Genomic DNA, 25907 nt, shown 5'->3' on the forward strand with positions numbered 1-25907 from the left:
GATCCACGCGCGACATCACGGGCGCGCCCGCGCGGTCAGAGGCCCCTGCGGGGCCTCGGGCCTGAGGCAGCGGGAGCGGGCTGCGTCAACCTTTCTTGCCGTGCGACCTGCGGGAGCCGTCGCGAGGCGAGACCTCGCCGCCGGTCGACCCTTGCCGCCTCCGTCGCGGAGCGTGGCCGTCGGGCACACTGCACGACACAGTGGAGAGGAAGCCCGGCCGGAAGCAGGCCGCGACGGTGACGCCAGACGGATTTGACCCGTGGCAAATCCGTCCGCGATCGCCCCTCGGGGGGCGAGCGCGATTCCGCGCTCGCCGGGGCGCTCACGGACGGATTGCGCGCTTCCGGAGAAATCTGCGCCCCTCACGGCTTCCGCGCGCAACCGCGCTCCAGCCGTCGGCGCGGCGAAAGCAATGCTTTCGCCTGTCGCGCCGTGGCCTCGCGGGCAAGCCCGCTTCGGTCGCTCGGGGCCTCGTGGAGTCAGCAGGGCAGACAGGTGTCGTGCAGTGTGCGCCGTCGGGTAAACGGAAGGGAGATACTCTTTTATTCCAGTATCTTGATCATTCCTGCGCACGCGCAAGCGCGCGCAAGCCGGCCTCGCCCCTCTCGCGCCGAGGGGCACGGCTATCCTGCCGCGCCGCTCAGCACCACCAGCCGGTGCGCGGCCGTCACCACGATGTGGCGGCGCGTGCTCTTCACCATCCCGTCGCGCTCCCAGGCCGACAGGAGCCGGCTGACCGTGTGCAGCGTCGTGCCGGTCATATCGGCGATGTCGGCGCGGGTGACCGGGAAGGCGATCTCGATCCCCTCCTCGGTCTTGCGCCCGGACTGGTTCGCCATGCGCAGCAGGCAGGACGCCACCCGCTGCTCGACGGCGCGCGTGGCGAGCTCGTCCACCCGCGTCTGGAACTCGCCGAGCCGCGCGCCGACGGTGCGGTAGGTCTCGGTCGCAAAGCCCTCGTAGCTCGCCGCGAACTCGTGCCAGAGCCGCGTCGGCCAGCCGAGCGCGAGCGATTCCGACGCGGCCACCGCGGTCGCCGGATAGGTGTCGCGCCCGAGCGCCGGGGCGATGCCGAAGAGCTGGCCGGGCGGGATGTGCAGCGCAATGACCTGCTCGCCCTCCGGGGTGGCGCGGATCACCCGGATGAAGCCGTCGAGCAGCATGTGGAAGCGCTCCGCCGGCATGCCCTGGCGGAACACCGCCGCGCCCTCGGCGTAGCGCTGCGGCGTCGCCCGGTCGAGGATCTCGCCGAGCTGGCGGCGGTCGAGGCGCGAGAAGGGCGGCAGCGCCGCGAGGAGGCTTGGGTCGAGCTTCGACAAGGGGCGCCCGCGAGCGTGAGGAAGGGTGAACCGCCTTGTAACGCATCGCCGCCCGCGGGCAAGCGCGCCCCGTCCGTCAAGCCGACGTGAAAAAATGGCAAGCCGGATTCCAGCCGGATTCCAGCCACGTTCCAGCCCGGTTTTCCGTCGCCGTTCCAAAGGGATGCCGCCCCCCGTGACGGGAGGCGGCGAAAAAGCGCCCGGCGCCGGGGCGCCGGGCCTCAGGTCACGCTCAGTTCACCGGGCCCTGGTCGGCCGGGCCGGCATGCATGATCTCGTCGTTCGCCGGACCGTCGACGATGAGATAGCCGGCGAGCCCCCGCTCCGCGCGCGAGAGCGCGTGGTCGACGAGGACGAAGGTCCCCGCCCGGTCGATGGTGAAGTCCACCACCGTCGCGCCGCCCGGCGGCACGGTCACCGTCTGGATGTTGGTCAGCGGCGGCGAGGTCACGCTGGCGAAGGGATAGACGTTGTCGAAGATCTCGCCGATGACGTGGAACGACGAGGTGAAGTTCGGCCCGCCCACGCCGAAGAAGATGCGCACGCGCTCGCCGACGTTGGCGTAGAGCGGATGCTCCTTGGTGAGCGCGCCCACCGCGCCGTTGAACAGGAAGTATTCCGGATTCTCGGAGATCAGCTTGTCGTAGTCCATCTCCATCAGGCCGTGCGTGCCGAAGGCATCGACGGTGTAGAGCTCGCCCTGCATCACGTAGAACTCGCGGTCCACCTGCGGCAGCCCGCCCTCCGGCTCGACGACGATCAGGCCGTACATGCCGTTGGTGATGTGATGCGCGACGCTCGGCGTGGCGCAGTGGTAGACGTAGACGCCGGGCTTCAAGGCCTTGAACGTCACCACGTTCTCCGCGCCGGGCTCGGTCTGCGTGTCATGCGCCCCCCCGCCCGGACCGGTGGCGGCGTGGAAGTCGACCGAATGCATCATCACGCTGTTCGGGTCGTTCTTCAGCGTCACCTCGACGGTGTCGCCGACGCGGACGCGCACGAACGGTCCGGGAACCTTGTGGTTGAACGTCCAGTATTCGTAGGAGGTTCCGTCGTCGAGCCTACCCTTCAGCTCAACGGTCTCCAGAAGGACCTTCACCACCTGCGGCGGCCGCTGGCCGATAGGGCCCGGCAGGTCCGCGGGGTCGCGCACGATGTCCGCGCCCTCTTCCCCCGCCGCCTCCCGCGCGCCGGCGACGACCCGGATCAGCCCCTCCATGCCCGCGGCGCGATGGCCGGCGATCGTGCAGAAATAGGCGAACTCGCCGGGCTTGCTCGCGGTGAACGAGAAGGTCGACGAGGCGTTCTTGCCGATCACCCGCGACGACCGCGCGCCGTACTGATCGACGAAGATGTCGTGCTCGGCGCCCTCGCCGTTGATGAGGTTGATCTGCACGAGCTCGCCCTCGTGGACGACCAGCGTCGGGTTCACCTCGCCCTCGATCGTGCCGCCGACGCCGATATAGACCATGCGCCCTTCGGCGATGCCGGTGCGCAGGGTGAAGACGAGCGGCGCGTGGTAGCTGACGCCCGGCTGGCCGCCCGCGCTGGTCGCAGCCGGGGTCGCGGCGGGGGTCGCCTCCGCCGCCTGCCCCGCGGCCTGGTCGTGCTGGTGCTCCTGCGCCCGCGCCCCGGTCGGCGAGAGCAGGGCCGCGACGGCGAGCGCGAGCAGGATCAGGAGCGCGCGGGCGAGGCCGCGCCAGGGCGCCTGCCGCCCGCCCGGGGGTCTTCCGTATCTGGTGAAGGGCATCGTCGGAACTCCGATGGCGTCTGGCTGCGGTGGGGCCCGCCTCACGGACCCGTGAGCGCAGCCTTCGGCTGTCCCCCGGTTCCGGTCGTTGCGAAATCGCAAGCATTTCCGTCCGCGCGGCGGCTAGGATAACCTCGCCGCGAGGAATGGAGAGGGAGGCCTCGGTGCGGGCGCTGCGGATCGAGCCGACGCGACGAAGGGGGGCCTTGCGCCTGCCCGTCGCCGGCCTGCTCGCGCTCCTGCTCGCGCTTGCCGTCGCCCTCTCCGTGGCCCCTTCCCTGCACGCACGCGCCCTCCTCGCCGCCGCGACGTCGCAGGCCCACGCCGGCCACGCCACGGCCGACCGCCACGCCACGGCCAACAGCCACGACGATGCCACGGCCGACGGTCACGGCCGCGCCATGGCCGATAGCCACGACGCCCACCTCGCCGGGCCCGCCTGCCTCGCCTGCGTCCTGATGGCGGCGCCGGGGCTGCAACCCCGCCCTGGCGATGCGCCCGGCCGCCTTGCCGCCGCGATCGCCGCCCCGGCCGGTCCGGCCGTCGCCGAGGCGCCCGCCGGACCGGCCGTCACCCCGCGCCACGCCCGCGCCCCGCCCCGTCCCGCGCACGCCTGACCTACACCCATAGGCACACCGCCGCGGCCCGCGCCGACGGCTTGCGCAGGAACGAATCCATGTCGAGACTTCTCCTGGCCGCGGCGCTCGCCGCCCTGGCCGCCGGCGCACAGGCGCATGTCACCCTGGAGACCGCCGAGGCCCCCGTCGGCTCCACCTACAAGGCGGTCCTCCGCGTCGGCCACGGCTGCGAGGGCTCCGCCACGACCCGGCTGCGCGTCCGCATCCCCGAGGGCGTGATCGCGGTCAAGCCGATGCCCAAGGCCGGCTGGCAGCTCGACACCGTCGTCGGCGCCTACGCCAGGCCCTACGACTATTACGGCGAGGCGCTCGGCGAGGGCGTCACCGAGATCAGCTGGGCCGGCTCGCTCCCCGACGACTACTACGACGAGTTCGTCTTCCGCGCGACGCTGACCGACGGCCTCGCCCCCGGGAGCGACCTCTTCTTCCCGGTCGTGCAGGAATGCGGCGACAAGGCCGCGCGCTGGATCGAGATCCCGGCCGCCGGACAGGACGCCGACAGCCTCGAGCACCCCGCCCCTGGCCTGCGCCTGCTCCCCGCGTCGGCAGGCGGGCACTGACCCGCCTGTCCGGCATGCGCCGCGGCGCGCGGGCGCTCCTCGCCGCCGCCGGCCTCGTCGCGGCCCTGCTTGCAGGCGGCCGCGCCGAGGCCCATGCCGAGCTCGTCGCCGCCGAGCCCCCGGCGGGCAGCGTCGTCGCCGTGGCCCCGGCCGCGGCGACGCTCGCCTTCAGCGAGCCGGTGACGGCGCTCGCCGCCCGCTGGTTCCGCGCCGGCGCGCCGCCCGTCGACGCGGCCCCCCGCCCCGAAGGCGCGCGCCTCGTCGTCCCGCTTCCCCCCGGCCCCATCGCCGGAACCCTGCTCCTCAGCTGGCGGGTCGTCTCCGCCGACGGCCACCCGATCGGCGGCAGCCTCGCCTTCTCCATCGGCGCCCCGTCCACCCTGCCCGTCGCCGCGCCGGCCACGACCACGGCATGGCCGGCGGCGCTCGCCCATGGCGCGCTGACCGTCGCGCTCGCGTTCGGCGTGGGCGGCGCGGTCTTCCTGCGGCTCGTCGACGCCGGTCCGCCGCTGCGGGGCGCGCGGCGCCTCGCCCTCGCCGCCGCGGCCGCCACCCTGCCGCTCGCGGCGCTCGCCTGCGGCCTGCACGGGCTCGACCTGACCGGCGCCCCCGCCGCCGCCCTGCTCGGCGCCGCCCCCTGGCGCGCGGCGCTCGCCAGCCGCTTCGCCGCCACGGCGCTCGCCTGCGTCCTCGCTGCCGCGCTCGCCCTCCTCGCGCTCCTCGCCCGACGCCGCGAGCGCGCCGCGGGCGCGGGCCTCGCGCTCGCCGCCTGGGCGACCGCGGCGGCGAGCTTCGCGCTCTTCGGCCATGCCGCCAGCGCGCCGCCGCGCTGGCTGACCCCGCCCGCCGTGGCGATCCACGCCGCCGCCTTCCTCTACTGGATCGGCGCGCTCCCCGGCCTCGCCGGGGGCGTCCGCGCCCCCCGCACCGCGCTGACCCTGCGGCTCCGCCGCTTCTCGGCGCTCGCCGTGCCGCTGGTGGCGCTCCTCGTCGCCAGCGGCGCCGGGCTCGCCGCCGTGCAGCTCGGCTCCGCCGCGGCGCTCATCGACACCGCCTACGGCCGGCTCCTCCTCGCCAAGCTCGCCGCCGTCGCGCTGCTGCTCGCCCTCGCCGCCCACAATCGCCTGCGCCTCACCCCGGCGATCGCCGCCGGCGACCCCGACGCGCCCGCGCGCCTGCGCCGATCGGTGCTGGCGGAGATCGCGACCGGCCTTCTGATCCTCGCCCTCGCCGGCGGCTTCCGCCTGCTGCCGCCGCCGCGCTCGGCCGCCGCCGCGCCGACCGCCGTCCACGCCCACCTGCACGGCGCCGAGCTGATGGCCGAGGTCACCCTCCGCCCGGGCCGCGCCGGCGCGAACGAGGTCGCGATCGCGCTCGCCTCGCCCTCCGGCGCCCTCGACCCCAGGGCCGTGCGCATCGCCTTCGCCGAGCCGGCCGCCGGCGTCGAGCCGGTCCGCCTCGAGGCCGGCGGCTCCGGCGCCGCCTGGCGCGCCGGCCCGCTGCTCCTCCCCCACGCCGCCGAATGGACCGTGACCGTCGACGTCCTCGTCGACGACTTCACCCAGCAATCCCTCCACGGCGCGATCGACATCGGACAGCCGCCCGGCGGAGGCGAGTAGGCGCACGCGCGCCGACGCCGCAGCGCGGCGTCAGCCGGAGCTCCCGCGAAAAGCCCAGGCACGGGCGGCGAGCGGGATCGCGCCCTGCGCATCCCGCGGCAGGCTGCGCGAGAGCTCCGCCTCGAGCCGCGCCCGGGCCGCCGGATCGAGCGTGGCGCAGTAGCCGGGGGCCGGACCGGCCCCGAGCGTGAAGGGACGCCAGAAGTCGTCGAAGTCGCGGAAGGTGGTGGGAACCTCGATCCCCGCGCCGTCCACCCCGGCGAGGCCCGCCGCCTCGGTGAGGGCGCGCAGGCCCTCCGGCGTGCAGAAGGCGAAGCGACGGTCCTCGGCGAGCTCCGCGGCCGCCGGGTCCAGCGCCGCCGCAGCCTTCCAGAAGGCGTCGACGAAGGCGAGGCCGCCCGAGGGATAATCCCAGACGTAGAAGGCGATCGTGCCGCCGGGGCGCGCCGCCCGGCGCATCTCGGCGAGCGCGCGCGGGCGGTCCGGCACGAAGTTGAGACCGAGGCCGGAGACGACGACGTCCGCGCCGCCGTCAGGAACCGGCAACGCCTGCGCCTCGCCGGAAAGCAGCCGGACGCCGGCCTCGGGCAGGCTGGCGCGGGCCTGCGCGAGGAAGGCCTCCGACGGCTCGACGCCCGTCAGGCTCGCCGGCGCGGCGCGGTCGCGGATCGCCCCGGCGAGCGCGCCCGTGCCGCAGCCGACCTCCAGCCAGTCGAGCCCCGGGGGCGGATCGAGCCAGTCGAGGAAGCGCGCCGCCACCAGGCGGCTCCAGCGCCCCATGTAGAGCTCGTAGCTCTCGGCGACGCCCCAGGCGTCGTGTCGGGCTTGCTGCGACATCGCCGGGCCCTCCCGCGCGCGAGGATACGCCCCTCCCGCCCGCCGCGCCAGTCACGCCGGCGCGGGGTCCTGTCGCGCGGGCGCCGCCGCCTCGGCGAAGCCGCCCTCCGCCAGGAGGCGCGCGACGCCACCGCGACGAAAGCCGCCGCCCCCTTCTCGGCCCCGAGCAGCCGCAGCGAGCGGAGGTAGATGCGCCAGGCCGACGTCTCGCCCATGTCCCTCCCCGTCGCTGCCCCGACGCCCCGACGCCCCGACGCCGAGCCTTGGCGCGGGCCGCGGCCGATGGCAAGCGGCGGGAAAAGCGCATTGCGGGCCGGCCGCGCCGCGGCTAGAAGCCGTCGCATGGCGAGGATCGGCGTCCCCCTGCGAATTACGTCCCCGGCGCCCTGAGCCGTCTCGGGGCCGCCGGGTCACGTCCCTCCATCGCCCGCGCCCGAGGATAGCGCCCATGCCCGCCGACGCCACCGCCTCCGACACGCCCGCCGCCGAGGCCCTCGACTACAAGGACACCCTGTTCCTGCCGCGCACGGAGTTCCCGATGCGCGCGGGCCTGCCGCAGCGCGAGCCCGGATGGCTCGAGCGCTGGCGGCGCCTCGGGGTCTACGCCCGCCTGCGCGCCTCCGCCGCCGGCCGCACCCCCTTCGTGCTCCACGACGGCCCGCCCTACGCCAACAACCACCTCCACATCGGCCACGCGCTCAACAAGGTGCTGAAGGACTTCATCGTCCGGTCCCAGCAGATGATGGGCAAGGACAGCCGCTACGTCCCCGGCTGGGACTGCCACGGCCTGCCGATCGAGTGGGAGATCGAGAAGAAATACCTCGCCGGCGGCAAGTCCAAGCCCGACCTCGCCGACCCGGCCGCCGCCCGCGCCTTCCGCGCCGAATGCCGCGCCTTCGCAGCGCACTGGCTCGACGTGCAGCGCGAGGAGTTCCGGCGCCTCGGCGTCACCGGCGACTGGGACGATCCCTACCGGACCATGGACTTCCACGCCGAGGCGGTGATCGCCGACGAGTTCATGAAGTTCGTCATGAACGGCTCGCTCTATCTCGGCTCCAAGCCGGTCATGTGGTCGCCCGTCGAGCAGACCGCCCTCGCCGAGGCGGAAGTGGAATACAAGGATCACCAGAGCCACACGATCTGGGTGAAGTTCCCCCTCGCCCCCGCGTCCTTCGACGCCTCCGAGGTCGCGGAGCGCAGCGACCTTCTCGGCGCCTCAATCGTCATCTGGACGACGACGCCCTGGACCATCCCCTCGAACCGCGGCGTCGCCTATTCGGGAACGATCCCCTACGGGCTCTACGAGGTCACCGACGCCGCCGCCGACAACTGGGTCGCCACCGGCGAGCGACTGATCCTCGCCGACAAGCTCGCCGCGGAAGTCTTCGCCGCCGCGCGCGTCACCGGCCATGAGCGGCTGCGCGACGTGACCGCCGGCGACCTCCGCCCGCTCGTCTGCCGCCACCCGCTGGCGCTGCTCGACCCGTTCTGGGACTACCCCGTCCCGGTCCTCGAAGGCGATTTCGTCATCGAGGACGCCGGCACGGGCTTCGTCCACATGGCCCCCTCCCACGGCCTCGACGACTACGAGCTCTTCGTGAGGAACGGCCTCGTCGACCGGATGACCCACAACGTGCTGGAGGACAGCTCCTTCGCGCCGCACGTGCCCTTCTTCGCCGGCATGCGCATCCTCGACGCGAAGGGCAAGGAAGGCCCCGCCAACAAGGCGGTGATCGAGAAGCTGAAGGAGGCCGGGGCCCTCGCCGCCCTCGGCCGCATCAAGCATTCCTACCCGCATTCCTGGCGCTCCAAGGCCCCGGTCATCTATCGCAACACCCCCCAGTGGTTCGTCGCCATCGACAAGCCGCTCCAGGACGGCATGGGCGACTACGGCGACACCATCCGCGAGCGGGCGCTGACCTCCATCGAGCGGCTGGTGCAGTGGACGCCCGTCACGGGCCGCAACCGCATCCACTCGATGGTTTCCACCCGCCCCGACTGGGTGCTCTCTCGCCAGCGCGCCTGGGGCGTGCCGCTCACCTGCTTCGTCAAGCGCCTGCCCGAGGGTCGGGTCGAGCTCCTGTGCGACGAGGGCGTCAACGCCCGCATCCGCGAGGCCTTCGAGGCCGAGGGCGCCGACGCCTGGTACGCCGAGGGGGCGCGGGAGCGCTTCCTCGGCGCTCGGGCGAACGAGCCGTGGGAGCAGGTGCGCGACATCCTCGACGTCTGGTTCGACAGCGGCTCCACCCACGCCTTCGCGCTCCGCGACCGCGACGACGGCGTCTGGCCGGCCGACCTCTACCTCGAGGGCACCGACCAGCATCGCGGCTGGTTCCAGTCCTCGCTCCTGCAAGCCTGCGGCACCCGCGGGCGGGCCCCCTACAAGGGGGTGCTGACCCACGGCTTCACGCTCGACGAGAACGGGCTGAAGATGTCGAAGTCGGTCGGCAACACCGTCGCGCCCCAGGACGTCATCAAGCAATACGGCGCCGACATCCTGCGGCTCTGGGTGGCGCAGACCGACTATACGGTGGATCAGCGCATCGGGCCGGAGATCCTCAAGGGCGTCGCCGACGGCTACCGGCGCCTGCGCAACACGCTGCGCTTCCTTCTCGGCGCGCTCGACGGCTTCGAGCCGGCGGAGAAGCTCGGCCTCGACGAGATGCCGGAGCTGGAGCGCTGGGTGCTGCACCGGCTGGCCGAGCTCGACGGCGCGGTGCGCGAGGGCTACGCCGCCTACGACTTCCAGGGCCTGTTCCAGGCGCTGTTCCAGTTCGCCACCGTCGACCTCTCGGCCTTCTACTTCGACATCCGCAAGGACGCGCTCTACTGCGACGCCGCAACCTCGACGCGCCGCCGCGCGGCGCGCACCGTCCTCGACGCGCTCTTCGCCCGGCTGGTGACGTGGCTCGCCCCGATCCTGCCCTTCACCATGGAGGAGGTCTGGCTGGAGCGGCATCCGGGCGAGGAAAGCTCCGTCCACCTGGTCGACTTCCCCGACACGCCCGGCGCCTGGTACGACCCGGCGATCGGCACGAAATGGGAATACGTCCGCCGCGCCCGCCGCGTCGTCACCGGCGCGCTGGAGATCGAGCGCCGCGAGAAGCGCATCGGCGCGAGCCTCGAGGCTGCGCCCGTCGTCCACGTCTCCGACCCCGACACGCTGGCGGCGCTGGTCGGCGCGGACTTCGTCGACGCCTGCATCGTCTCGGCGCTCACCGTGACCGAGGCCCCGGCGCCCGAGCACGCCTTCCGCCTCGACGACGCCCACGGCGTCGCCGTCGTGCCGGGACTGGCCGAGGGCGAGAAATGCGCGCGCTGCTGGAAGATCCTCCCCGACGTCGGCACGCACGCCCACCCCGGCGTCTGCGACCGCTGCGACGAGGCTGTGGGCTGACGCTCCCTTGGCCTGTCACGCGTGATACAGCCATGTATCACGCGTGATACCCCATTCAATGTATTGAATTTTCAGCATAATTTTGCACCGCCCACTCTCTCGCCACACTGCACGACACCTGTCTGCCCTGCTGGGTCCACGGGGCGCGCGCGCCGACCAACCGACCGAAGCGGGCTTGCCCGCGAGGCCCGGCGCGACAAGCGAAAGCATGGCTTTCGCCGCGCCGACGGCTGGAGCGCGTTGGCGCGGAAGCCGTGAGGGGTGAAGATTTCCCCGTCGCGCGCCATCCGTCCGTGATCGCCCCGGCGAGCGCGGCGCGCTCGCCCCCCGCAGGGGCGATCGCGGACGGATTTGCCACGGGTCAAATCCGTCTGGCGTCGGCGTCGCGGCCAGCCTCGGGCCGGGCTTCCTCTCCACTGTCGTGCAGTGTGCTCTCTCGCCCCTGCGCGCCGCCGCTCACCGTCGTGGCCGGGACGGTAAGGTTTCGTTAAGGGCGATTTTTGCCTATACCCATCAATATCAATTACTTGACACCTTCGCACGCGCGCGAATATCGACGCTCCGGTAAGGCCGGGTCAGCGGCGGACGCTGACCAGAAACCGGTCGAGCGCGGCCAGATCCTCCTCGCCGCCCGCAGTCAGCGGCAAGGGGCCGAAGGACCATTCCGCGAAGCGCCGGGCGCGGATCGGGTCCTCCCGCAGCACGCGGATCGCCTTGTGCCGCGGGTCGGCGACGATGCGCTCCATCCGCCCCAGCACCCGCCGCTCCGTGCCCTCCAGCAGCCCGTAGAACCGGCCGCCGCCGTAGAGCAGCAGCCCGGTCAGCCCGCGCGGCGGGTTGTTCCGCCGCGCCGCCGCGGCGATCGCCTCCAGCTCCTCGGGGCCGAGCGGCCGCGTCGCCACGCTGACATAGACGAGGCGGACGAGGTCCGGCTCCGCCGCCGCGGGCGATCCCGCCATCAGTCGCCGCCCCCCAGCCGCCGCCGCGCCGCGGCGAGGGCCTCCAGCCGGTCGGCGATCTCGGCCTCGCGGCCGCGGCGGGTCGGCACGTAGAAGGTCTCGCGGGGCATCGCGTCGGGGAAATAGGACTGGCCCGAGAACGCCTCGGGCGTGGCGTGGTCGTAGACGTAGCCCGCGCCGTAGCCCTCCTCCTTCATCAGCTTCGTCGGCGCGTTCAGGATGTGCTTCGGCGGCGCCAGCGACCCCGTCCGCTTCGCCGCCGCCCGCGCGGCGGAGAAGGCCGCATAGCCCGCGTTCGACTTCGGCGCGAGGGCGAGCCGGATCACCGCCTGCGCCAGCGCCAGCTCCCCCTCGGGCGAGCCCAGCCGCTCGTAGGTCTCCCAGGCGGCGAGGCAGAAGGCCATGGCGCCCGGGTCGGCCTGCCCGATGTCCTCGACCGCCATCCGGGTGATCCGCCGCGCCAGGTAGCGCGGATCCTCGCCCCCCTCCAGCATCCGCGCCAGCCAGTAGAGGCTCGCGTCCGGGTCCGAGCCGCGCACCGACTTGTGCAGCGCCGAGATCAGGTTGTAGTGCGCGTCCCCCGACTTGTCGTAGATCGCCGCCCGCCGCGACAGCCGCTCCGAGAGCGCCGCCACGTCGAGCGTCTCCCGCTCCCCCGCGAGCTGCTCCACGAGGTTGAGGAGCGCCCGCCCGTCGCCGTCCGCCATCTCCACCAGCCGCGCCCGCGCCTCGGCGGTCAGCGGCAGGGGACGCCCCAGCGCCGACTCCGCCCGGTCGGCGAGCGTCGCCAGCGCCGCCTCGTCGAGCCGCGCCAGCGTCAGCACCTGCGCGCGGGAGAGCAGCGCCGCGTTCAGCTCGAAGGAGGGGTTCTCCGTCGTCGCCCCGACGAGGACGATGGTGCCGTCCTCCATGTGCGGCAGGAAGCCGTCCTGCTGGGCGCGGTTGAAGCGGTGGATCTCGTCGACGAAGAGCAGCGTGCCCCGGCCGTTGCCGCGGCGGAGCTTCGCCGCCTCGAAGATCTTCTTGAGGTCGGCCACCCCGGTGAAGATCGCGCTCACCTGCACGAAGGCGAGGTCCGTCTCCTCGGCGAGCAGGCGCGCGATCGTGGTCTTGCCCACCCCCGGCGGCCCCCAGAGGATGATCGAGCCGAGGCTGCCCTGCGCCAGCATCCGCGCCAGCGGCCCGTCGGGGCCGAGCAGCCGCTCCTGCCCCAGCACCTCGGCGAGGCGGGTCGGCCGCAGCCGGTCGGCCAGCGGCCGCGGGCCGCCGCGGCGCGGGGGCCCGGAGGCGGCAGGCGTCGGCCCGGACGCCGGGCGGGGGTCGAAGAGGTCGGCCATGCCGCCGTTCTACCGGCGCCGCCCGCCGGGGGAAAGCCCGCCCCTGCCCTCGCGTCCTGCCCCGGGCGGAACGCAAGAGCCCCGCCGGAAGGACGGGGCTCGAAGCGGTCGAGATCAGTTCGGGCTGGCGCGCCGGGCTCAGGCCTCGGCGGCTTCCTCGGCGGCGAGGCGGGCCTTGTCGCCCGCGCCCTTGGCGCTGGCGTCGCGGTCGACCAGCTCGATGATCGCCATCGGGGCGGCGTCCCCGTAGCGGAAGCCCGCCTTCAGCACGCGGGTGTAGCCGCCCTGGCGGTCCTTGTAGCGCACGCCGAGCGTCTCGAAGAGCTTCGCGACCGCCGCGTCCTGCTTCAGCTGCGCCGCCGCGAGCCGGCGGGCGTGCAGGTCGCCGCGCTTGCCGAGCGTGATCACCTTGTCGGCGATCCGCTTCAGCTCCTTGGCCTTCGGCAGCGTGGTCTTGATCTGCTCATGCTCGATGAGCGAGCAGACCATGTTGGAGAACATCGCCTTGCGATGCTCGTGGGTGCGGTTGAGCTTGCGATAGCCCTGGCCGTGACGCATGTCTTTCTCCTATTTCGTCCGTGTTTTGCTTTGTCCGGCAGGCGCCTCACGCGCGCGCGCCTCCTTGGGGCCTCGCGGCCCGGGCCTTGCAAGGGGGCGCGTCGCGCCCCCCCGGAAAGATCAGAACTGGTCCTCGTACTTCTTGGCCAGATCCTCGATGTTCTCGGGCGGCCAGTCGACGATCTCCATGCCGAGATGCAGGCCCATGCCGGTCAGCACCTCCTTGATCTCGTTCAGCGACTTGCGGCCGAAGTTCGGGGTGCGCAGCATCTCCGCCTCGGTCTTCTGGATCAGGTCGCCGATGTAGACGATGTTGTCGTTCTTCAGGCAGTTCGCCGAGCGGACGCTGAGCTCCAGCTCGTCGACCTTCTTCAGCAGAAGCGGGTTGAACTCCAGATCGTCGTCGACGTCCGAGCGCACGCCCGAGCTCGGCTCCTCGAAGTTGACGAACACCGAGAGCTGGTCCTGCAGGATGCGCGCGGCGTAGGCGATGGCGTCCTCGGGCCGCACCGAGCCGTCGGTCTCGATCTGCAGCGTCAGCTTGTCGTAGTCGAGCACCTGGCCCTCGCGGGTCGGGTCGACCTTGTAGCTGACCTTCTTGATCGGCGAGAACAGCGCGTCGACCGAGATCAGCCCGATCGGCGCGTCCTCGGGCCGGTTGCGGTCGGCGGCGACGTAGCCCTTCCCGGTCTCGACGGTCAGCTCCATGTAGACGCTGGCGCCGTCGTCGAGGTGGCAGACCACGTGGTCGCGGTTCAGGATCTCGATGCCGTTCGTCTCGGAGATGTCGCCGGCGGTGACGACGCCCGGGCCGGTCGCGCGGATCTCGAGGCGCTTCGGCCCCTCGACCTCCATCTTGATCGCGACGCCCTTGAGGTTCAGCACGATGTCGGTCACGTCCTCGCGGACGCCCGGCACCGACGAGAATTCATGCAGCACCCCGTCGATCTGCACCGAGGTGATGGCCGCGCCCTGGAGCGAGGACATCAGCACGCGGCGCAGGGCGTTGCCGAGGGTCAGGCCGAAGCCGCGCTCCAGCGGCTCGGCGACGGCGGTGGCCTGGCGCTGCGGGTCCGCCCCGGTCTTCACCTCGAGCGCGGTCGGGCGGATGAGCTCCTGCCAGTTCTTGTGGATCATCAAGGCCTTGGTCCTCCATTCCTGTCCGACGCCCGATCCTTGGCCGCCGAACTCCCGAGGGTCAGTTCAGAAACGCCGATCGCCCGCCTGGCGGGGCGGGCGATCCGCGGAATAGGATGCGGTCAGACGCGCCGGCGCTTGGGCGGGCGGCAGCCGTTATGCGCGATCGGGGTCACGTCGCGGATCGCGGTGATCTGGAACCCGACGGCGCCCAGCGCGCGGAGCGCGCTCTCGCGGCCCGAGCCGGGGCCCTGCACCTCGACCTCCAGCGTGCGCACCCCGTGCTCCTGCGCCTTCTTGCCGGCGTCCTCGGCGGCCATCTGGGCGGCGTAGGGCGTCGACTTGCGCGAGCCCTTGAACCCCATCGCGCCAGCCGACGACCAGGCGATCGCGTTGCCCTGGGCGTCGGCGATCAGGATCTTGGTGTTGTTGAAGCTGGCGTTGACGTGGCAGACGCCGGTCGAGATGTTCTTGCGTTCCTTGCGCTTCACGCGCGCCTTCTCGCGGGCCATCGGCTGCTCTCCTTATTTCTTCTTGCCGGCGATGGCCTTGGCAGGCCCCTTGCGGGTGCGGGCGTTGGTGTGGGTGCGCTGGCCGCGAACCGGCAGGCCGCGGCGGTGGCGCAGGCCGCGGTAGCAGCCGAGGTCCATCAGCCGCTTGATGTTCATCGAGGTCTCGCGCCGCAGGTCGCCCTCGACCGACAGGTTCGCGTCGATGTACTCGCGGATCTTCAGGACCTCGCTGTCGGTCAGGTCGTTGACCCGCCGGCTCGGGTCGATCTCGAGCGCACCGATCAGCTCGTCCGCCTTGGTGCGGCCGATGCCGTGGATATAGGTGAGCGCAATCGCCACCCGCTTGTTCGTCGGAATGTTTACGCCCGCTATGCGCGCCAAGTTACTGCTCCGTTCCTTCGTCGGGCCGCCCCTGGCCCCTCAACCGTCAAAGCCCGCCGACGACCTCACGCCGCGACCCGCGTAACCCGTCCCGCCGGGTCGGACGTCCCGCGTTTCCCCGAGGCGAATTGGAGAGATCGACTCCCTCCCGGGAGCGCGCGGAGTATAGGAATCGTCAAGGGGGCGTCAAGAGCCGATCGCCGCCTTCTCCAGTCCCAGCGCCGCGCGGATCTGCCCGGCGATCGCCTCGATCTCGCCGAGGCCGTCGACCGACCTCAATTTGCCCTTGGCGTGGTAGTAGCCGATCAGCGGCGCCGTCTGGCGGTTGTAGGCGCCGAGTCGCACCCGCACCGATTCCGCGTTGTCGTCGGCGCGCCGGATGAACTCGGTCCCGCCGCACTTGTCGCAGACCCCGGCCTTCGCGGTCGGCTTGGTGCTGTCGTGGTAGACCTCGCCGCAATTCGCGCAGCTGAACCGGCCGGAGATGCGCTCGACCAGCGCCTCGTCGTCGACCCGCATCTCGACCGCGACGTCGAGCTTGCGGCCCTTGCGCGCCATCAGCTCCTCGAGCGCGTCGGCCTGGGCCAGCGTCCGGGGAAAGCCGTCGAAGATCAGCCCGTGCTTGCCGGCCTCGCCGTCGAGCTGCTCGGCGATCAGCCCGATCACGATGTCGTCGGTGACGAGCTCGCCCCGCGCCATCACCGCGGCGACCTTCCTGCCCATCTCGGTGCCGCTGTCCTTGGCGGCGCGCAGCATGTCTCCGGTGGAGAGCTGCACCATGCCGAACTCCTCGACGAGCCGGCGCGCCTGGGTGCCCTTGCCCGCACCGGGCGGACCGAGAAGGATAATGTTCATCGCCGCGGCTTGCTCCCTCTGCCCTTGCTCCGCAGCCGCGCCCGCTCGATCAGACCCTCGTACTGATGGGCGAGCATATGCGACTGCACCTGCGTGATGGTGTCCATGGTTACCGAGACCACGATCAGAAGGGAAGTCCCGCCAAAGTAGAACGGCACGGCGAGCTGCGAGATCAGCACCTCGGGCAGCAGGCAGACCGCGGCGAGGTAGGCCGAGCCGATCACCAGGATGCGCGAGACCACGTAGTCGAGGTACTCGATGGTCTTCTGCCCGGGCCGGATGCCGGGGATGAAGCCGCCCTGCTTCTTCAGGTTGTCCGCCACGTCGTCCGACTTGAAGGCGACGTTGGCCGTGTAGAAATAGGTGAAGAACACGATCAGCGCGCCGAAGAGCAGGAGCTGCAACGGCTGGCCGCGGCCGAGATAGGCGGCGACGTAGTCGCCCCAGCCGCCCGTGCCGGTGCCGGCGAAGGTGGTGATGGTCGCCGGCAGCAGGAGCAGCGACGAGGCGAAGATCGCCGGGATGACGCCGGCCGGGTTCACCTTGAGCGGCAGGTGCGAGCTCTCGCCGCCGTAGATCTTCAGGCCGACCTGGCGCTTGGGATACTGGATGTGGATCTTTCGCAGCGCCCGCTCCATGAACACCACGAAGGCGATCACCGCGATCATCATGACCATGATGCCGAGGATGACGGCCGGGCTCAGCGCCCCGGTGCGACCCTGGGTGAAGAACTGCGCGAGCGCGTGCGGAAGATTGGCGATGATGCCGACGAAGATGATCAGGCTGATGCCGTTGCCGATGCCGCGCGAGGTGATCTGCTCGCCGAGCCACATCAGGAACATGGTGCCGCCGACCAGCGTCACCACGACGCCGGTGCGGAACGGCCAGCCCGGGTCGTGCGCCATGTTCTCCGCCTCGAGCCCGAGCGCGAGGCCGTAGGCCTGGAAGGTGGCGAGGAACACCGTGCCGTAGCGGGTGTACTGGTTGATCTTCTTCCGGCCCGCCTCGCCTTCCTTCTTCAGCGCGCCGAGCTGCGGGACCATCGAGGTCATCAGCTGCACGATGATCGAGGCCGAGATGTAGGGCATGATCCCGAGCGCGAAGATCGCCATGCGGCCGACCGCGCCGCCGGTGAACATGTTGAGCATGCCGCCGAGCCCGGCGTTCGCCTGGTCGAAGAACTGCCGCAGCCGGTCGGCGTCGATGCCGGGGACGGGGATGTAGGTGCCGATGCGGTAGACGATCAGCAGCCCGATCGCGAACAGGATGCGCTGCTGCAGCTCCTTGGCCTTGCCGAAGGTGCTCCAGCTGAGGTTGGAGGCCATCTGTTCCGCTGCGGAGGCCATGGGACGCCCTTTCACGACGGCGCCGCCGAGCCCGTTCCCGGACCGGCGGCGCGAAAACTCGCCATCAATTAAGCCGCGGCCCGGAGGGCCACAAGCCTCATTCCGCCGCCGCTTCGGCCCTGGGCCCGGTCAGGGTCACCGTGCCGCCGGCCTTCTCGACCGCCGCCACCGCGGCCGCCGAGGCGCCGGTGACGGTCACCGTCAGCGCCGTGGCGATCTCGCCCTTGGCGAGCAGCCGGACGCCGTCGTGCTTGCGGCGCAGCAGGCCCGAGGCGACCAGCGCGTCCTCGGTCACCGCGGTCGCGTCGAGCTTGCCCGCCTCGACGAACTTCTGGATCAGCCCGAGGTTGACCACGACGAAGTCCTTGCGGTTCGGCTTGGTGAAGCCGCGCTTGCCGAGCCGGCGGTAGAGCGGCATCTGGCCGCCCTCGTAGGCGTTGATCGCCACGCCGGAGCGCGACTTCTGGCCCTTGATGCCGCGGCCGCCGGTCTTGCCCTTGCCGGAGCCCGGGCCGCGGGCGATGCGCTTGCGCGACTTGGTCGCGCCGGGATTGTCTCGGAGTTCGTTCAGCTTCATGTCGCTTCTCCTTGCCGGAAACGCCCCCGAGCGACTGGACGGGGCGAACGCGGCCTGATCACTGGATTCCGCCCCCGCAGGGCGGACGCACGCCTATATCCCCTGCCCCGCCGGCTGGCAAGCCTCACCCAGCCGCGGCCCGCGGACCTGCCCACGCGAACCCGTTGCGGCAGCGCAAAATCCGGCGTTACAGTCCGCCCGCGCTCCGAGCCGGGCCGCCATGCCCGGGAGGGGCTGAATGGACTTCCTGACGGTGCTCTTCGCCCTGTGCCTGCTGATGTTCGTCGCGTATCGCGGCTTCAGCGTCATCCTCTTCGCGCCGATCGCCGCGCTGCTCGCCGTGCTCCTGACCCAGCCCTCGGCGGTGCCGCCGATGTTCACCGGCGTCTTCATGGACAAGATGGCCGGCTTCGTCCGCCTCTACTTCCCGGTCTTCCTGCTCGGCGCCGTCTTCGGCAAGGTCATCGAGCTCTCCGGCTTCTCCAAGGCGATCGTCCGCGCGGTGATCGGCGTCGTCGGCGCGCAGCGGGCGATGCTCTCCATCGTGCTGGTCTGCGCCGTCCTCACCTACGGCGGCGTGTCGCTCTTCGTCGTGGTCTTCGCGGTCTATCCCTTCGCCGCCGAGATGTTCCGCTCCAGCGACATCCCCAAGCGGCTGATCCCCGGCACCGTGGCGCTCGGGGCCTTCTCCTTCACCATGGACGCGATGCCGGGGACGCCGCAGATCCAGAACATCATCCCCAGCACCTTCTTCGGCACCACCACCTGGGCCGCGCCGGCGCTCGGGATCATCGGCTCGATCTTCATCTTCGTCCTCGGGATGACCTATCTCGAATGGCGCCGCCGCAGCGCCCAGGCCAGGGGCGAGGGCTACGGCGAGGGCCACCTCAACGAGCCCGAGCCGGTCTCCGAGGAAGGCCTGCCGAACGGCTGGATCGCCGTCTCGCCGCTGATCGTCGTCGGCGTGGCGAACAAGCTGCTGACTGCGGCGATCCCGGCCGTCTACGGCGAGACCCACGAGGTCACGCTCGCCATGGCCCATCCCCTCGTCACCGAGGTCGGGTCGGTCACCGCGATCTGGGCGGTGATGGGCGCGCTGATCCTCGGCATCCTGACCGTGCTGGTCTTCGCGTGGCATGCCGTCGCGGCGCGCTTCGCCGAGGGCACCAAGGCGGCCGTCGGAGGCTCGCTCCTCGCCTCGATGAACACCGCGTCGGAATACGGCTTCGGCGGGGTGATCGCCTCGCTCCCCGGGTTCCTGGTGATCGCCGGCGCGCTGCAGGCGATCCCCGACGCCCTGGTCAAGACGGCGGTGACGGTCAGCGTGCTGGCCGGGATCACCGGCTCGGCCTCGGGCGGGCTCAGCATCGCGCTCGCCGCCATGGCAGACGAGTTCAAGGCGGCCGCCGAGGCGGCGAACATTCCCTTCGAGGTGCTGCACCGGGTCGCGTCTATGGCGAGCGGCGGCATGGACACGCTCCCCCACAACGGCGCGGTCATCACGCTCCTCGCGGTCACCGGCCTGACGCACCGCCAGTCCTACGGCGATATCTTCGCCATCACCGTGCTGAAGACGCTCGCGGTGTTCTTCATCATCCTCGTCTACTACACGACCGGCATCGTCTGACCCGAAGGCCGCCGCGCCCCGCCGGCGCGGCGCCCCCGACCATCCTCCCGACGCCTCCACCCTCCCGAGCGGCAGGATCCGTCCCGCGACCCCGCCCGCCAGAGCCAGCGCCGCGTGAACGCGCGCTGGCGGGCGGCGGCGCTGCGGGGCAGCCACACCACCTTCTGGAACACGACCTTCCAGCGCATCAACCTTCATTGCCATCGGATGAACAAGAATAGGAATATCCATATATTCCAGTATGTTGATCCTGCTAACACGCGTGTTAGCCCCGCCCCCCGCGTCCTCGCCCCCTTTCGGCCCTCTCCGCATCAGGCCTTTCGCAGAGGCCACGACCACCTGGCCCCAGGCAAGATTTCCCAAGCCCGCCATTCCCCACCCCATCACCTCGACGCGCGCGAGCCTGACGATCCGGCGTCACCCGCTCCGCCCGCCAGCGCCGCCGCCTAACCCGCCCCCGGCGGCCGCCGGCGTCCGCACGGCGATCCGCGCCCGGCTGAGCCGCAGCGCCTCGGCGTCGGGCGCCCACTCGCCGCGCCAGGCCTCCGGAATGCCGTCGAGCAGCCCCTCCGGGTCGCCGAAGGCGGGCCGGTAGCCGCGGCGGCGCATCTCGGCGACCAGCGCCGCCTGCCGCGCCACCAGATAGCCGAGCTTGTCGCAGAAGAACGTCATGTGCCCTGCCCCGAGCCGGTAACTCGGCGGGATGCGCGCCGAGGCGGGGTCGAGGCCCATAGGCGCTAACTTAAGGGGTTGAGCATCTGCAGGGTTCTCCGTCGCGGAGGCTCGTTGAGGCGGCCGATGCAGGCACGAAGTCTCTCCGGGCATTCACCGAGCGGGATGGTTCCGATGATTGCGCCCCGCAGGCCGTGGACGAGCATCTTGACCATCCGCCAAAGCGAGGCCGGTCCGGTCGTCGCGCCGTTCCGTTCAGGGGCCTGTCGAGGGGGAAGAGTCCGGCGGAAGCCGGAGCATGTCTTCGATCAGGAATGCGGCCAGCAGGTTGGCGAAAATCCACGCCCTGGCGAGGTCCGGGTCTCTGGCGCGCAACGTGTCGAGCCGCAGCAGCCTCTTGAGGCGCTTGAAGGCGATCTCCACCTGCCATCGCAGGCGGTAGAGGGCGGCGATGTGCTCGGCCGGATAGTCTTCCGAGGCGAGCGAGGTGAGCAGCAGGACATGTCCGGCCGCGGCCAGCGTCTGCGGCTGGACGGCCCGGCCCTTGCGGCGGTTCTCGCTTCGGACGCGCGCTCTGGCCTGCTCCGCCTTTTCCGGCGGCAGGCGCAGGGCGACCAGCCGGGCCGGGAACGCCTCCCACGACCCTTGCCGCTTTCCGCGACCGATCAGGACGCGGGCCTCCCCGCTGTCGTCGTTTCCGAGGCCTTCGAGAAACCCCATGACGTCAAAGCGATCTCCCGTCTCCTCCAGCCAGTGCAGACCGCGCCAGTGGACCCGGACCACATAGTCGCCCGGCCCCTCCGCCAGGTGGCGGATGCAGTCGGGTCGGTGGCCGAAGCCGCGGTCGGCGACCCTGATCTCGCCGGTCTCCGGCTCGAAACGGTCCAGACGTTCGGCCTCGCTGCCGTCGGTCAGCTCGAAGTCCGTGAAGCGACTCGCCCGCGGATCGTAGCTCATGTGCAGACGCCAGCCTGCTCCCCCACGACCTGGCGCGCCGACGGCGGTTCCATCCACCAGCCGCAGCGGGCGCTGACCGAGCCGGTCTGATGCGCTGGCGCGATCCGCGACGATCCGCCCGGCAAGGTGGCCGAACCAATCCGCCGCCCCGCGCAGCCGCTTCAGCAGGGCGACATCTGAAAGCTTGGCGATGCCCTGCATCTGTGCCCACGCCGCCGTCTCGCGCAGCGACATCCCGCCGGGGCCATAGCAAAGCCCCAGGCGCAGCAGGCTGGACGCATCCGCCACACCCCGCCGCCGCGTCAGCGCCCCCGCGTCACGCGCGGAGGCCGCTAGATCATCGGCCGTACCCAGGCGCGCCACAACTTCGGCCCACCCATCACCGGAAGAAAGCGCCTGTCTCATCCCAAGGGTGAATCACCCCCAGCTGTACGCAACAACCCCTTAAGTTAGCGCCTATGGGTCGAGGCCCCGGGCGATCATGGCGCGGACCATGCCGAAGACCCGCGGCAACTCGCGATATTCCGCGACGAGATGCGCCCGCGACAGCTCCTCCGGCGGCACGACGTTGATGCGGGTCACGCGCCGGCCGGCCCTACTCGTTCGTGTTCCACATGTCCTGCGCCATGCGCCAGACGCCGTCGGCCTCCTTCTTCCAGACCACCAGCGCCTTGCCGCCGACCTCCATCATCGCACCGCCCTCGCCGGGGACGGTGACCGACCAGGCGCCGGTCTCGATCATGGTGTCCTCGCTCGGCCGGTCGACGGCGATCAGGCCGAGCTTCAGGTCGCGCACCCCGGCGTCGAAGCCCCCCTGCCAGTAGGCGGCGATCGCCTCGCGCCCCTCGACGATGGGCTCGCCGTTCGGCAACAGGCGCGCATCCTCGGTAAACGCCATCTCCGCCGCCTTCGCGCCGTCGCCGGTGGCGAAGGCCTGCTCCCACAGCCTCTGCGCCGCGGCCATGTCGCTCGCGGCGTCGGCAACGGCGATCCCCGGCGCCACGAGCAAGGCGCCGGCAAGCAGAATCTGACGCATGGACCCCTCCCTGACGGCGCAAATACGCCGGAGAGGCATCATACCACCAAGTCAGGACAGGGGATACCGGACGCCCTCGCGCGCCGCCTCGCGGATCGCGAAAGAGGGCCGCCCGAAAAGGAAAAGGCCCGCAGCGTCGCCGCCGCGGGCCAAGGCGGGAGCGCTTAGCCGCGCTCCTCCACGATTGTCACCAGATGCGGCACCGTGGCCACCATGCCGCGGATCGCGGGGGTGTCCTCGAGCTCGCGGGTCTTGTGCATCTTGTTCAGCCCGAGGCCGACCAGCACCGCACGCTGCGACTTCGGCCGGCGGATCGGCGAGCCGATCTGCTTCACCACGATGGTCTTCGCCATTGCCTCAGGCCTCCGCCGTCTCGGCCGCCGGCGTCTCGGCGGTCTTCGGCAGGATGTCGGCGACCTTCTTGCCGCGACGCTGCGCCACCATGCGCGGCGAGGTCTGGCTGGTCAGGCCATCGATGGTCGCCCGGATCATGTTATACGGGTTCTGGCTGCCCAGCGACTTCGACACCACGTCATGGACGCCGAGCATCTCGAACACCGCGCGCATCGGGCCGCCGGCGATGATGCCGGTGCCGGCGGGCGCGGTGCGCATCACGACCTTGCCGGCGCCGTGGCGGCCTTCCATGTCGTGGTGCAGCGTCCGGCCCTCGCGGAGCGGAACCCGGATCATCTGCCGCTTGGCCTGCTCGGTCGCCTTGCGGATCGCCTCCGGCACCTCGCGGGCCTTGCCCTTGCCGTAGCCGACGCGGCCCTTCTGGTCGCCCACGACGACGAGCGCCGCAAAGCCGAAGCGCTTGCCGCCCTTCACCGTCTTGGAGACGCGGTTGATCGCCACCAGCCGGTCGGCGAATTCCGGGTTCTCGTCCCGGTCGCGGTCGCGGCGCTCGCGGCGGCCGCCCTCTTCCCTGGCCATCTCGCCCTCCTAGAACTTGAGACCGCCCTCACGGGCGGCGTCCGCAAGGGCCTTGACCTTGCCGTGGAACAGGAAGCCGCCGCGGTCGAAGTAGACCTCCTCGATCCCGGCCGCCTTGGCGCGCGCCGCGATCTCGGCGCCGACCTTGGCCGCCGCTTCCTTGTTGTTCTTGCCCTTCAGCCCGAGCGCCGGCTCCAGCGTCGAGGCGGCGGCGAGGGTGCGGCCCCCGGCGTCGTCGATGAGCTGGACCGAGATGTTCTTCAGGCTGCGATGCACGCTCAGCCGCGGACGGCCGTTCGCCATCGCCCTGAGCTTGTTCCGGACGCGCTGACGGCGCTTCTGGAACAGATCACGCTTGCTGTTCGCCATGATGCGCGTCCCCTACTTCTTCTTGCCTTCCTTGCGGAAGATGAACTCGTCCTTGTAGCGAATGCCCTTGCCCTTGTAGGGCTCGGGCTTGCGCCACTCGCGGATGTTGGCCGCGACCTGGCCGACGAGCTGCTGGTCGATGCCCTCGACGACGATCTCGGTCGGCTTCGGGGTCGTGACGGTCACGCCCTCCGGCACCTCGAAGTCGACGTCGTGGCTGTAGCCGAGGGAGAGCTTCAGGACCTTGCCCTGCGCCGCGGCGCGGTAGCCCACGCCGGTGATCTCCATCTCGCGCTTGAAGCCCGTCGTGACGCCGGTGACGAGGTTCGCCACCTGGGTCCGCGACATGCCCCATTGCTGCCGGGCGCGCTTGGACGTGCCCCGCGGCTTCACCGTCAGGGCGCCGTCCTCCAGCGCGACCGTCACGTCGTCCGTCGCCGTGAAGGAACGGGCGCCCTTCGGGCCCTTGACCTCGACCGTCTGTCCCGAGATCGAGGCGGTCACCCCGCCCGGGACGGCGATCGGCTTCTTTCCGATGCGCGACATGCGTCCCTCCTCAGAACACGGTGCAGAGGACTTCGCCGCCCACGTTCACCGTGCGGGCCTGCGCGTCCGACATGACGCCCTTCGGCGTCGACAGGATGGCCACGCCGAGGCCCTGGCGGACCTGCGGCATCTCCGAGACGCCGGCATAGACGCGCCGGCCGGGCTTCGACACCCGCTTCAGCTCGCGAATGACCGGGCGCCCGTCGAAGTACTTCAGCGAGATCTCGATCTCGGGGTGCCCGGTCGTGCCGGTCACCTCCTCGTAGCCGCGGATGTAGCCCTCGGCCTTCAGCACGTCGAGGACCCAGCGGCGGATCTTCGAGGCGGGCGTCCGGGTCGTGGACTTGCCGCGCATCTGGGCGTTGCGGATGCGGGTGAGCATGTCGCCCAGGGGATCGTTCATCGACATGGGCGCCTCCTCACCAGCTCGACTTGACCATGCCCGGGATCTGCCCCGCCGAGGCGAGGTCCCGGAGCGCGATGCGCGACATGCGCAGCTTGCGGTAGTAGGCCCGCGGACGGCCCGTCACCTCGCAGCGGTTGTGCAGCCGCGTGGCGGACGAGTTGCGCGGCAGCTTGGCGAGCGCGAGCGTCGCCTTGAAGCGCTCCTCGCGGCTCTTGCTGTCGTCGCGGGCGATCGCCTTCAGGGCCTCGCGCTTGGCGGCGTACTTCGCCACCAGAGCCTCGCGCTTCTTCTGGCGCTCGATCATGCTGGTCTTTGCCATTGTCTCTCTCCCGCGCTCAGGCCGTGAAGGGCATGTTGAAGGCCTTCAGCAGCGCCTTCGCCTCGGCGTCGGTCTTGGCCGTGGTGCAGATCACGATGTCCATGCCCCAGACCTGGTCGACCTTGTCGAAGCTGATCTCGGGGAACACGATGTGCTCCTTGAGGCCCATGGCGTAGTTGCCGCGGCCGTCGAAGCTCTTGGGGTTCAGGCCGCGGAAGTCGCGGACGCGCGGCAGCGCCACCGTGACCAGGCGGTCGAGGAACTCGTACATCTTGTCGCGCCGCAGCGTGACCTTGACGCCGAGCGGCATCTCCTCGCGGACCTTGAAGCCGGCGATCGACTTCTTGGCCTTGGTCACCACCGGCTTCTGCCCGGCGATCAGCGTCAGATCCGCCTCGGCCGAGCGCACCTTCTTGGTGTCGGAGGTCGCCTCGCCCACGCCCATGTTCAGGACGATCTTCTCCAGGCGCGGGATCTGCATGTCGTTCGTGTAGGAGAACTCCTCCTTCAGAGCGGCGCGGATCGTGTCCTTGTAGAGCGTCTCCAGGCGCGGAGTGTAATCGGCAGCGTCGAGCATCAGATCGCCTCCCCGGTGGTCTTGGCGAAGCGGACCTTCTTGCCGTCCTCGATGCGGAAGCCGACGCGGGTCGCCTTGCCCTTGCCGTCGACGAGCGCGAGGTTCGAGAGGTCGATCGGCATGTCCTTGGCGATCCGGCCGCCCTGCGAGGACTGCGACTGGCGGGTGTGGCGGATCGCCACGTTGACGCCCGAGACCACGGCCTTGTTGTCGGCCGGGATCACCTTGGTGATCTCGCCCTGACGGCCCCGGTCCTTGCCGGCGATGACGACGACCTTGTCGCCCTTGCGGAGCTTTGCGGACATCACAGCACCTCCGGCGCGAGCGAGATGATCTTCATGAAGTTCTTCGCCCGCAGCTCGCGCACGACCGGCCCGAAGATGCGGGTGCCGACCGGCTCGTTCTGGTTGTTGAGGATCACCGCCGCGTTCCGGTCGAACCGGATCGAGGTGCCGTCCTCGCGGCGGACTTCCTTGGCGGTGCGCACGACGACGGCCTTGCGGACGTCGCCCTTCTTCACGCGGCCGCGCGGGATGGCTTCCTTGACGGAGACGACGATGATGTCGCCCACCGACGCATAGCGCCGGTGCGAGCCGCCGAGGACCTTGATGCACTGCACCCGACGCGCGCCCGAATTGTCGGCGACGTCCAGATTGGTCTGCATCTGGATCATGTCTGGTCAC

At 71.2% G+C, this 25907-nt stretch carries 30 protein-coding genes; 5 read left to right on the top strand and 25 right to left on the bottom strand.

Annotated features, from left to right (window positions below; translation table 11 throughout):
- Positions 1-623 precede the first annotated feature (623 nt).
- Together KBB57_RS04350 and nirK are read right to left on the bottom strand one after the other, a co-directional pair.
- Complete coding sequence (locus KBB57_RS04350; protein ID WP_290747267.1) at positions 624-1319, bottom strand: Crp/Fnr family transcriptional regulator; 696 nt, start codon at positions 1317-1319, stop codon at positions 624-626.
- Positions 1320-1551: 232 nt separating this feature from the next.
- The gene (gene nirK, locus KBB57_RS04355; RefSeq protein WP_290747269.1) at positions 1552-3069 is read right to left on the bottom strand and encodes a copper-containing nitrite reductase; all 1518 of its coding nucleotides are present in this window, start codon (positions 3067-3069) and stop codon (positions 1552-1554) included.
- Between the two features lie 206 nt (positions 3070-3275).
- Between nirK and KBB57_RS04360 the strand changes: the two genes are divergently transcribed.
- The 3 genes from KBB57_RS04360 to KBB57_RS04370 are packed head-to-tail and all read left to right on the top strand — an operon-like array spanning position 3276 to position 5886.
- Entirely contained in the window at positions 3276-3686 is a 411-nt protein-coding gene (locus KBB57_RS04360) for a hypothetical protein (RefSeq protein WP_290747271.1), read from the top strand.
- Positions 3687-3745: 59 nt separating this feature from the next.
- Positions 3746-4267 (top strand): YcnI family protein, encoded by a 522-nt coding sequence (locus KBB57_RS04365; protein WP_290747273.1) that lies wholly within the window; start codon positions 3746-3748, stop codon positions 4265-4267.
- A 14-nt stretch (positions 4268-4281) separates the two neighbouring features.
- Entirely contained in the window at positions 4282-5886 is a 1605-nt protein-coding gene (locus KBB57_RS04370) for a CopD family protein (RefSeq protein ID WP_290747275.1), read from the top strand.
- A gap of 30 nt (positions 5887-5916) precedes the next feature.
- On the opposite strand, the gene KBB57_RS04375 is transcribed toward KBB57_RS04370, so the two are convergent.
- Positions 5917-6723 (bottom strand): class I SAM-dependent methyltransferase, encoded by an 807-nt coding sequence (locus KBB57_RS04375; protein ID WP_290747277.1) that lies wholly within the window; start codon positions 6721-6723, stop codon positions 5917-5919.
- A gap of 448 nt (positions 6724-7171) precedes the next feature.
- On the opposite strand from KBB57_RS04375, the gene ileS reads away from it, so the two are divergent.
- Entirely contained in the window at positions 7172-10120 is a 2949-nt protein-coding gene (ileS, locus tag KBB57_RS04380; RefSeq protein WP_290747279.1) for an isoleucine--tRNA ligase, read from the top strand.
- Positions 10121-10695: 575 nt separating this feature from the next.
- Here the strand turns inward: ileS and KBB57_RS04385 are convergent.
- From KBB57_RS04385 to rplO, 9 genes are all read right to left on the bottom strand, one after another.
- On the bottom strand, positions 10696-11079 hold the full coding sequence (locus KBB57_RS04385) for a BLUF domain-containing protein (protein ID WP_290747281.1): 384 nt from the start codon (positions 11077-11079) through the stop codon (positions 10696-10698).
- Entirely contained in the window at positions 11079-12416 is a 1338-nt protein-coding gene (locus tag KBB57_RS04390) for a replication-associated recombination protein A (RefSeq protein WP_290747283.1), read from the bottom strand. The genes KBB57_RS04385 and KBB57_RS04390 overlap by 1 nt, the downstream gene beginning before the upstream one ends.
- 138 nt (positions 12417-12554) lie before the next feature.
- Positions 12555-12974: a 50S ribosomal protein L17 gene (gene rplQ / locus KBB57_RS04395; protein WP_290747285.1), complete on the bottom strand. Its 420-nt coding sequence runs from the start codon at positions 12972-12974 to the stop codon at positions 12555-12557.
- 120 nt (positions 12975-13094) lie between these two features.
- Positions 13095-14111: a DNA-directed RNA polymerase subunit alpha gene (locus KBB57_RS04400; protein ID WP_290747287.1), complete on the bottom strand. Its 1017-nt coding sequence runs from the start codon at positions 14109-14111 to the stop codon at positions 13095-13097.
- 122 nt (positions 14112-14233) lie between these two features.
- The gene (rpsK, locus tag KBB57_RS04405) at positions 14234-14623 is read right to left on the bottom strand and encodes a 30S ribosomal protein S11 (RefSeq protein WP_290747289.1); all 390 of its coding nucleotides are present in this window, start codon (positions 14621-14623) and stop codon (positions 14234-14236) included.
- Between the two features lie 12 nt (positions 14624-14635).
- The gene (gene rpsM, locus KBB57_RS04410) at positions 14636-15004 is read right to left on the bottom strand and encodes a 30S ribosomal protein S13 (RefSeq protein ID WP_290747290.1); all 369 of its coding nucleotides are present in this window, start codon (positions 15002-15004) and stop codon (positions 14636-14638) included.
- A gap of 186 nt (positions 15005-15190) precedes the next feature.
- A complete protein-coding gene (locus tag KBB57_RS04415) occupies positions 15191-15859 on the bottom strand; it encodes an adenylate kinase (RefSeq protein ID WP_290747292.1) in 669 nt (222 codons plus the stop codon).
- Complete coding sequence (secY, locus tag KBB57_RS04420; RefSeq protein WP_290747294.1) at positions 15856-17205, bottom strand: preprotein translocase subunit SecY; 1350 nt, start codon at positions 17203-17205, stop codon at positions 15856-15858. Before secY ends, KBB57_RS04415 begins: the two co-directional genes overlap by 4 nt.
- Positions 17206-17302: 97 nt before the next feature.
- Positions 17303-17782 (bottom strand): 50S ribosomal protein L15, encoded by a 480-nt coding sequence (gene rplO, locus KBB57_RS04425; protein WP_290747295.1) that lies wholly within the window; start codon positions 17780-17782, stop codon positions 17303-17305.
- A 238-nt stretch (positions 17783-18020) separates the two neighbouring features.
- Here rplO and KBB57_RS04430 point away from each other — a divergent pair, with 238 nt between their 5' ends.
- Positions 18021-19409 carry a GntP family permease gene (locus KBB57_RS04430; protein ID WP_290747297.1) on the top strand — a complete coding sequence of 463 codons (1389 nt, stop codon included), beginning with the start codon at positions 18021-18023 and terminating at the stop codon, positions 19407-19409.
- Between the two features lie 417 nt (positions 19410-19826).
- Here KBB57_RS04430 and KBB57_RS04435 read toward each other — a convergent pair whose 3' ends face one another.
- The 13 genes from KBB57_RS04435 to rplN all read right to left on the bottom strand — a co-directional run bounded on the left by KBB57_RS04435 (position 19827) and on the right by rplN (position 25897).
- Complete coding sequence (locus KBB57_RS04435) at positions 19827-20141, bottom strand: pyrimidine dimer DNA glycosylase/endonuclease V (protein ID WP_290747299.1); 315 nt, start codon at positions 20139-20141, stop codon at positions 19827-19829.
- A gap of 195 nt (positions 20142-20336) precedes the next feature.
- The gene (locus KBB57_RS04440; RefSeq protein WP_290747301.1) at positions 20337-21443 is read right to left on the bottom strand and encodes an IS4 family transposase; all 1107 of its coding nucleotides are present in this window, start codon (positions 21441-21443) and stop codon (positions 20337-20339) included.
- A 51-nt stretch (positions 21444-21494) separates the two neighbouring features.
- A complete protein-coding gene (locus KBB57_RS04445) occupies positions 21495-21620 on the bottom strand; it encodes a pyrimidine dimer DNA glycosylase/endonuclease V (protein ID WP_290747303.1) in 126 nt (41 codons plus the stop codon).
- A 13-nt stretch (positions 21621-21633) separates the two neighbouring features.
- Complete coding sequence (locus KBB57_RS04450; protein WP_290747305.1) at positions 21634-22074, bottom strand: SgcJ/EcaC family oxidoreductase; 441 nt, start codon at positions 22072-22074, stop codon at positions 21634-21636.
- Positions 22075-22238: 164 nt separating this feature from the next.
- Complete coding sequence (gene rpmD / locus KBB57_RS04455) at positions 22239-22427, bottom strand: 50S ribosomal protein L30 (protein WP_290747307.1); 189 nt, start codon at positions 22425-22427, stop codon at positions 22239-22241.
- Positions 22428-22431: 4 nt separating this feature from the next.
- Positions 22432-23007 carry a 30S ribosomal protein S5 gene (gene rpsE, locus KBB57_RS04460; protein WP_290747309.1) on the bottom strand — a complete coding sequence of 192 codons (576 nt, stop codon included), beginning with the start codon at positions 23005-23007 and terminating at the stop codon, positions 22432-22434.
- 9 nt (positions 23008-23016) lie between these two features.
- On the bottom strand, positions 23017-23376 hold the full coding sequence (gene rplR, locus KBB57_RS04465) for a 50S ribosomal protein L18 (RefSeq protein ID WP_290747312.1): 360 nt from the start codon (positions 23374-23376) through the stop codon (positions 23017-23019).
- Positions 23377-23388: 12 nt separating this feature from the next.
- Positions 23389-23922, bottom strand: a complete 534-nt coding sequence (gene rplF / locus KBB57_RS04470; protein ID WP_290747314.1) for a 50S ribosomal protein L6 — start codon at positions 23920-23922, stop codon at positions 23389-23391.
- Positions 23923-23932: 10 nt separating this feature from the next.
- On the bottom strand, positions 23933-24331 hold the full coding sequence (gene rpsH / locus KBB57_RS04475; protein ID WP_290747316.1) for a 30S ribosomal protein S8: 399 nt from the start codon (positions 24329-24331) through the stop codon (positions 23933-23935).
- 10 nt (positions 24332-24341) lie between these two features.
- On the bottom strand, positions 24342-24647 hold the full coding sequence (gene rpsN / locus KBB57_RS04480) for a 30S ribosomal protein S14 (RefSeq protein WP_290747318.1): 306 nt from the start codon (positions 24645-24647) through the stop codon (positions 24342-24344).
- Positions 24648-24663: 16 nt separating this feature from the next.
- Positions 24664-25224: a 50S ribosomal protein L5 gene (rplE, locus tag KBB57_RS04485; protein WP_290747320.1), complete on the bottom strand. Its 561-nt coding sequence runs from the start codon at positions 25222-25224 to the stop codon at positions 24664-24666.
- Positions 25224-25529, bottom strand: coding sequence for a 50S ribosomal protein L24 (gene rplX, locus KBB57_RS04490; protein WP_290747322.1), 306 nt, complete (start codon positions 25527-25529; stop codon positions 25224-25226). The genes rplE and rplX overlap by 1 nt, the downstream gene beginning before the upstream one ends.
- Positions 25529-25897 (bottom strand): 50S ribosomal protein L14, encoded by a 369-nt coding sequence (gene rplN / locus KBB57_RS04495; protein WP_109760336.1) that lies wholly within the window; start codon positions 25895-25897, stop codon positions 25529-25531. The genes rplX and rplN overlap by 1 nt, the downstream gene beginning before the upstream one ends.
- Positions 25898-25907 lie beyond the last annotated feature (10 nt).

The organism is Amaricoccus sp. (assembly GCF_017993425.1).
Classification (GTDB): Bacteria; Pseudomonadota; Alphaproteobacteria; order Rhodobacterales; family Rhodobacteraceae; genus Amaricoccus.

Bases quoted from the DNA above. Each gene is read 5' to 3' on its own strand.
- nirK (WP_290747269.1), bottom strand. From the start codon at position 3,069: ATGCCCTTCACCAGATACGGAAGACCCCCGGGCGGGCGGCAGGCGCCC.
- KBB57_RS04365 (WP_290747273.1), top strand. From the start codon at position 3,746: ATGTCGAGACTTCTCCTGGCCGCGGCGCTCGCCGCCCTGGCCGCCGGC.
- KBB57_RS04370 (WP_290747275.1), top strand. From the start codon at position 4,282: ATGCGCCGCGGCGCGCGGGCGCTCCTCGCCGCCGCCGGCCTCGTCGCG.
- KBB57_RS04375 (WP_290747277.1), bottom strand. From the start codon at position 6,723: ATGTCGCAGCAAGCCCGACACGACGCCTGGGGCGTCGCCGAGAGCTAC.
- ileS (WP_290747279.1), top strand. From the start codon at position 7,172: ATGCCCGCCGACGCCACCGCCTCCGACACGCCCGCCGCCGAGGCCCTC.
- KBB57_RS04385 (WP_290747281.1), bottom strand. From the start codon at position 11,079: ATGGCGGGATCGCCCGCGGCGGCGGAGCCGGACCTCGTCCGCCTCGTC.
- KBB57_RS04390 (WP_290747283.1), bottom strand. From the start codon at position 12,416: ATGGCCGACCTCTTCGACCCCCGCCCGGCGTCCGGGCCGACGCCTGCC.
- rplQ (WP_290747285.1), bottom strand. From the start codon at position 12,974: ATGCGTCACGGCCAGGGCTATCGCAAGCTCAACCGCACCCACGAGCAT.
- KBB57_RS04400 (WP_290747287.1), bottom strand. From the start codon at position 14,111: ATGATCCACAAGAACTGGCAGGAGCTCATCCGCCCGACCGCGCTCGAG.
- rpsK (WP_290747289.1), bottom strand. From the start codon at position 14,623: ATGGCCCGCGAGAAGGCGCGCGTGAAGCGCAAGGAACGCAAGAACATC.
- KBB57_RS04415 (WP_290747292.1), bottom strand. From the start codon at position 15,859: ATGAACATTATCCTTCTCGGTCCGCCCGGTGCGGGCAAGGGCACCCAG.
- secY (WP_290747294.1), bottom strand. From the start codon at position 17,205: ATGGCCTCCGCAGCGGAACAGATGGCCTCCAACCTCAGCTGGAGCACC.
- rplO (WP_290747295.1), bottom strand. From the start codon at position 17,782: ATGAAGCTGAACGAACTCCGAGACAATCCCGGCGCGACCAAGTCGCGC.
- KBB57_RS04430 (WP_290747297.1), top strand. From the start codon at position 18,021: ATGGACTTCCTGACGGTGCTCTTCGCCCTGTGCCTGCTGATGTTCGTC.
- KBB57_RS04435 (WP_290747299.1), bottom strand. From the start codon at position 20,141: ATGGGCCTCGACCCCGCCTCGGCGCGCATCCCGCCGAGTTACCGGCTC.
- KBB57_RS04440 (WP_290747301.1), bottom strand. From the start codon at position 21,443: ATGAGACAGGCGCTTTCTTCCGGTGATGGGTGGGCCGAAGTTGTGGCG.
- KBB57_RS04450 (WP_290747305.1), bottom strand. From the start codon at position 22,074: ATGCGTCAGATTCTGCTTGCCGGCGCCTTGCTCGTGGCGCCGGGGATC.
- rpmD (WP_290747307.1), bottom strand. From the start codon at position 22,427: ATGGCGAAGACCATCGTGGTGAAGCAGATCGGCTCGCCGATCCGCCGG.
- rpsE (WP_290747309.1), bottom strand. From the start codon at position 23,007: ATGGCCAGGGAAGAGGGCGGCCGCCGCGAGCGCCGCGACCGCGACCGG.
- rplR (WP_290747312.1), bottom strand. From the start codon at position 23,376: ATGGCGAACAGCAAGCGTGATCTGTTCCAGAAGCGCCGTCAGCGCGTC.
- rplF (WP_290747314.1), bottom strand. From the start codon at position 23,922: ATGTCGCGCATCGGAAAGAAGCCGATCGCCGTCCCGGGCGGGGTGACC.
- rpsH (WP_290747316.1), bottom strand. From the start codon at position 24,331: ATGTCGATGAACGATCCCCTGGGCGACATGCTCACCCGCATCCGCAAC.
- rpsN (WP_290747318.1), bottom strand. From the start codon at position 24,647: ATGGCAAAGACCAGCATGATCGAGCGCCAGAAGAAGCGCGAGGCTCTG.
- rplE (WP_290747320.1), bottom strand. From the start codon at position 25,224: ATGCTCGACGCTGCCGATTACACTCCGCGCCTGGAGACGCTCTACAAG.
- rplX (WP_290747322.1), bottom strand. From the start codon at position 25,529: ATGTCCGCAAAGCTCCGCAAGGGCGACAAGGTCGTCGTCATCGCCGGC.
- rplN (WP_109760336.1), bottom strand. From the start codon at position 25,897: ATGATCCAGATGCAGACCAATCTGGACGTCGCCGACAATTCGGGCGCG.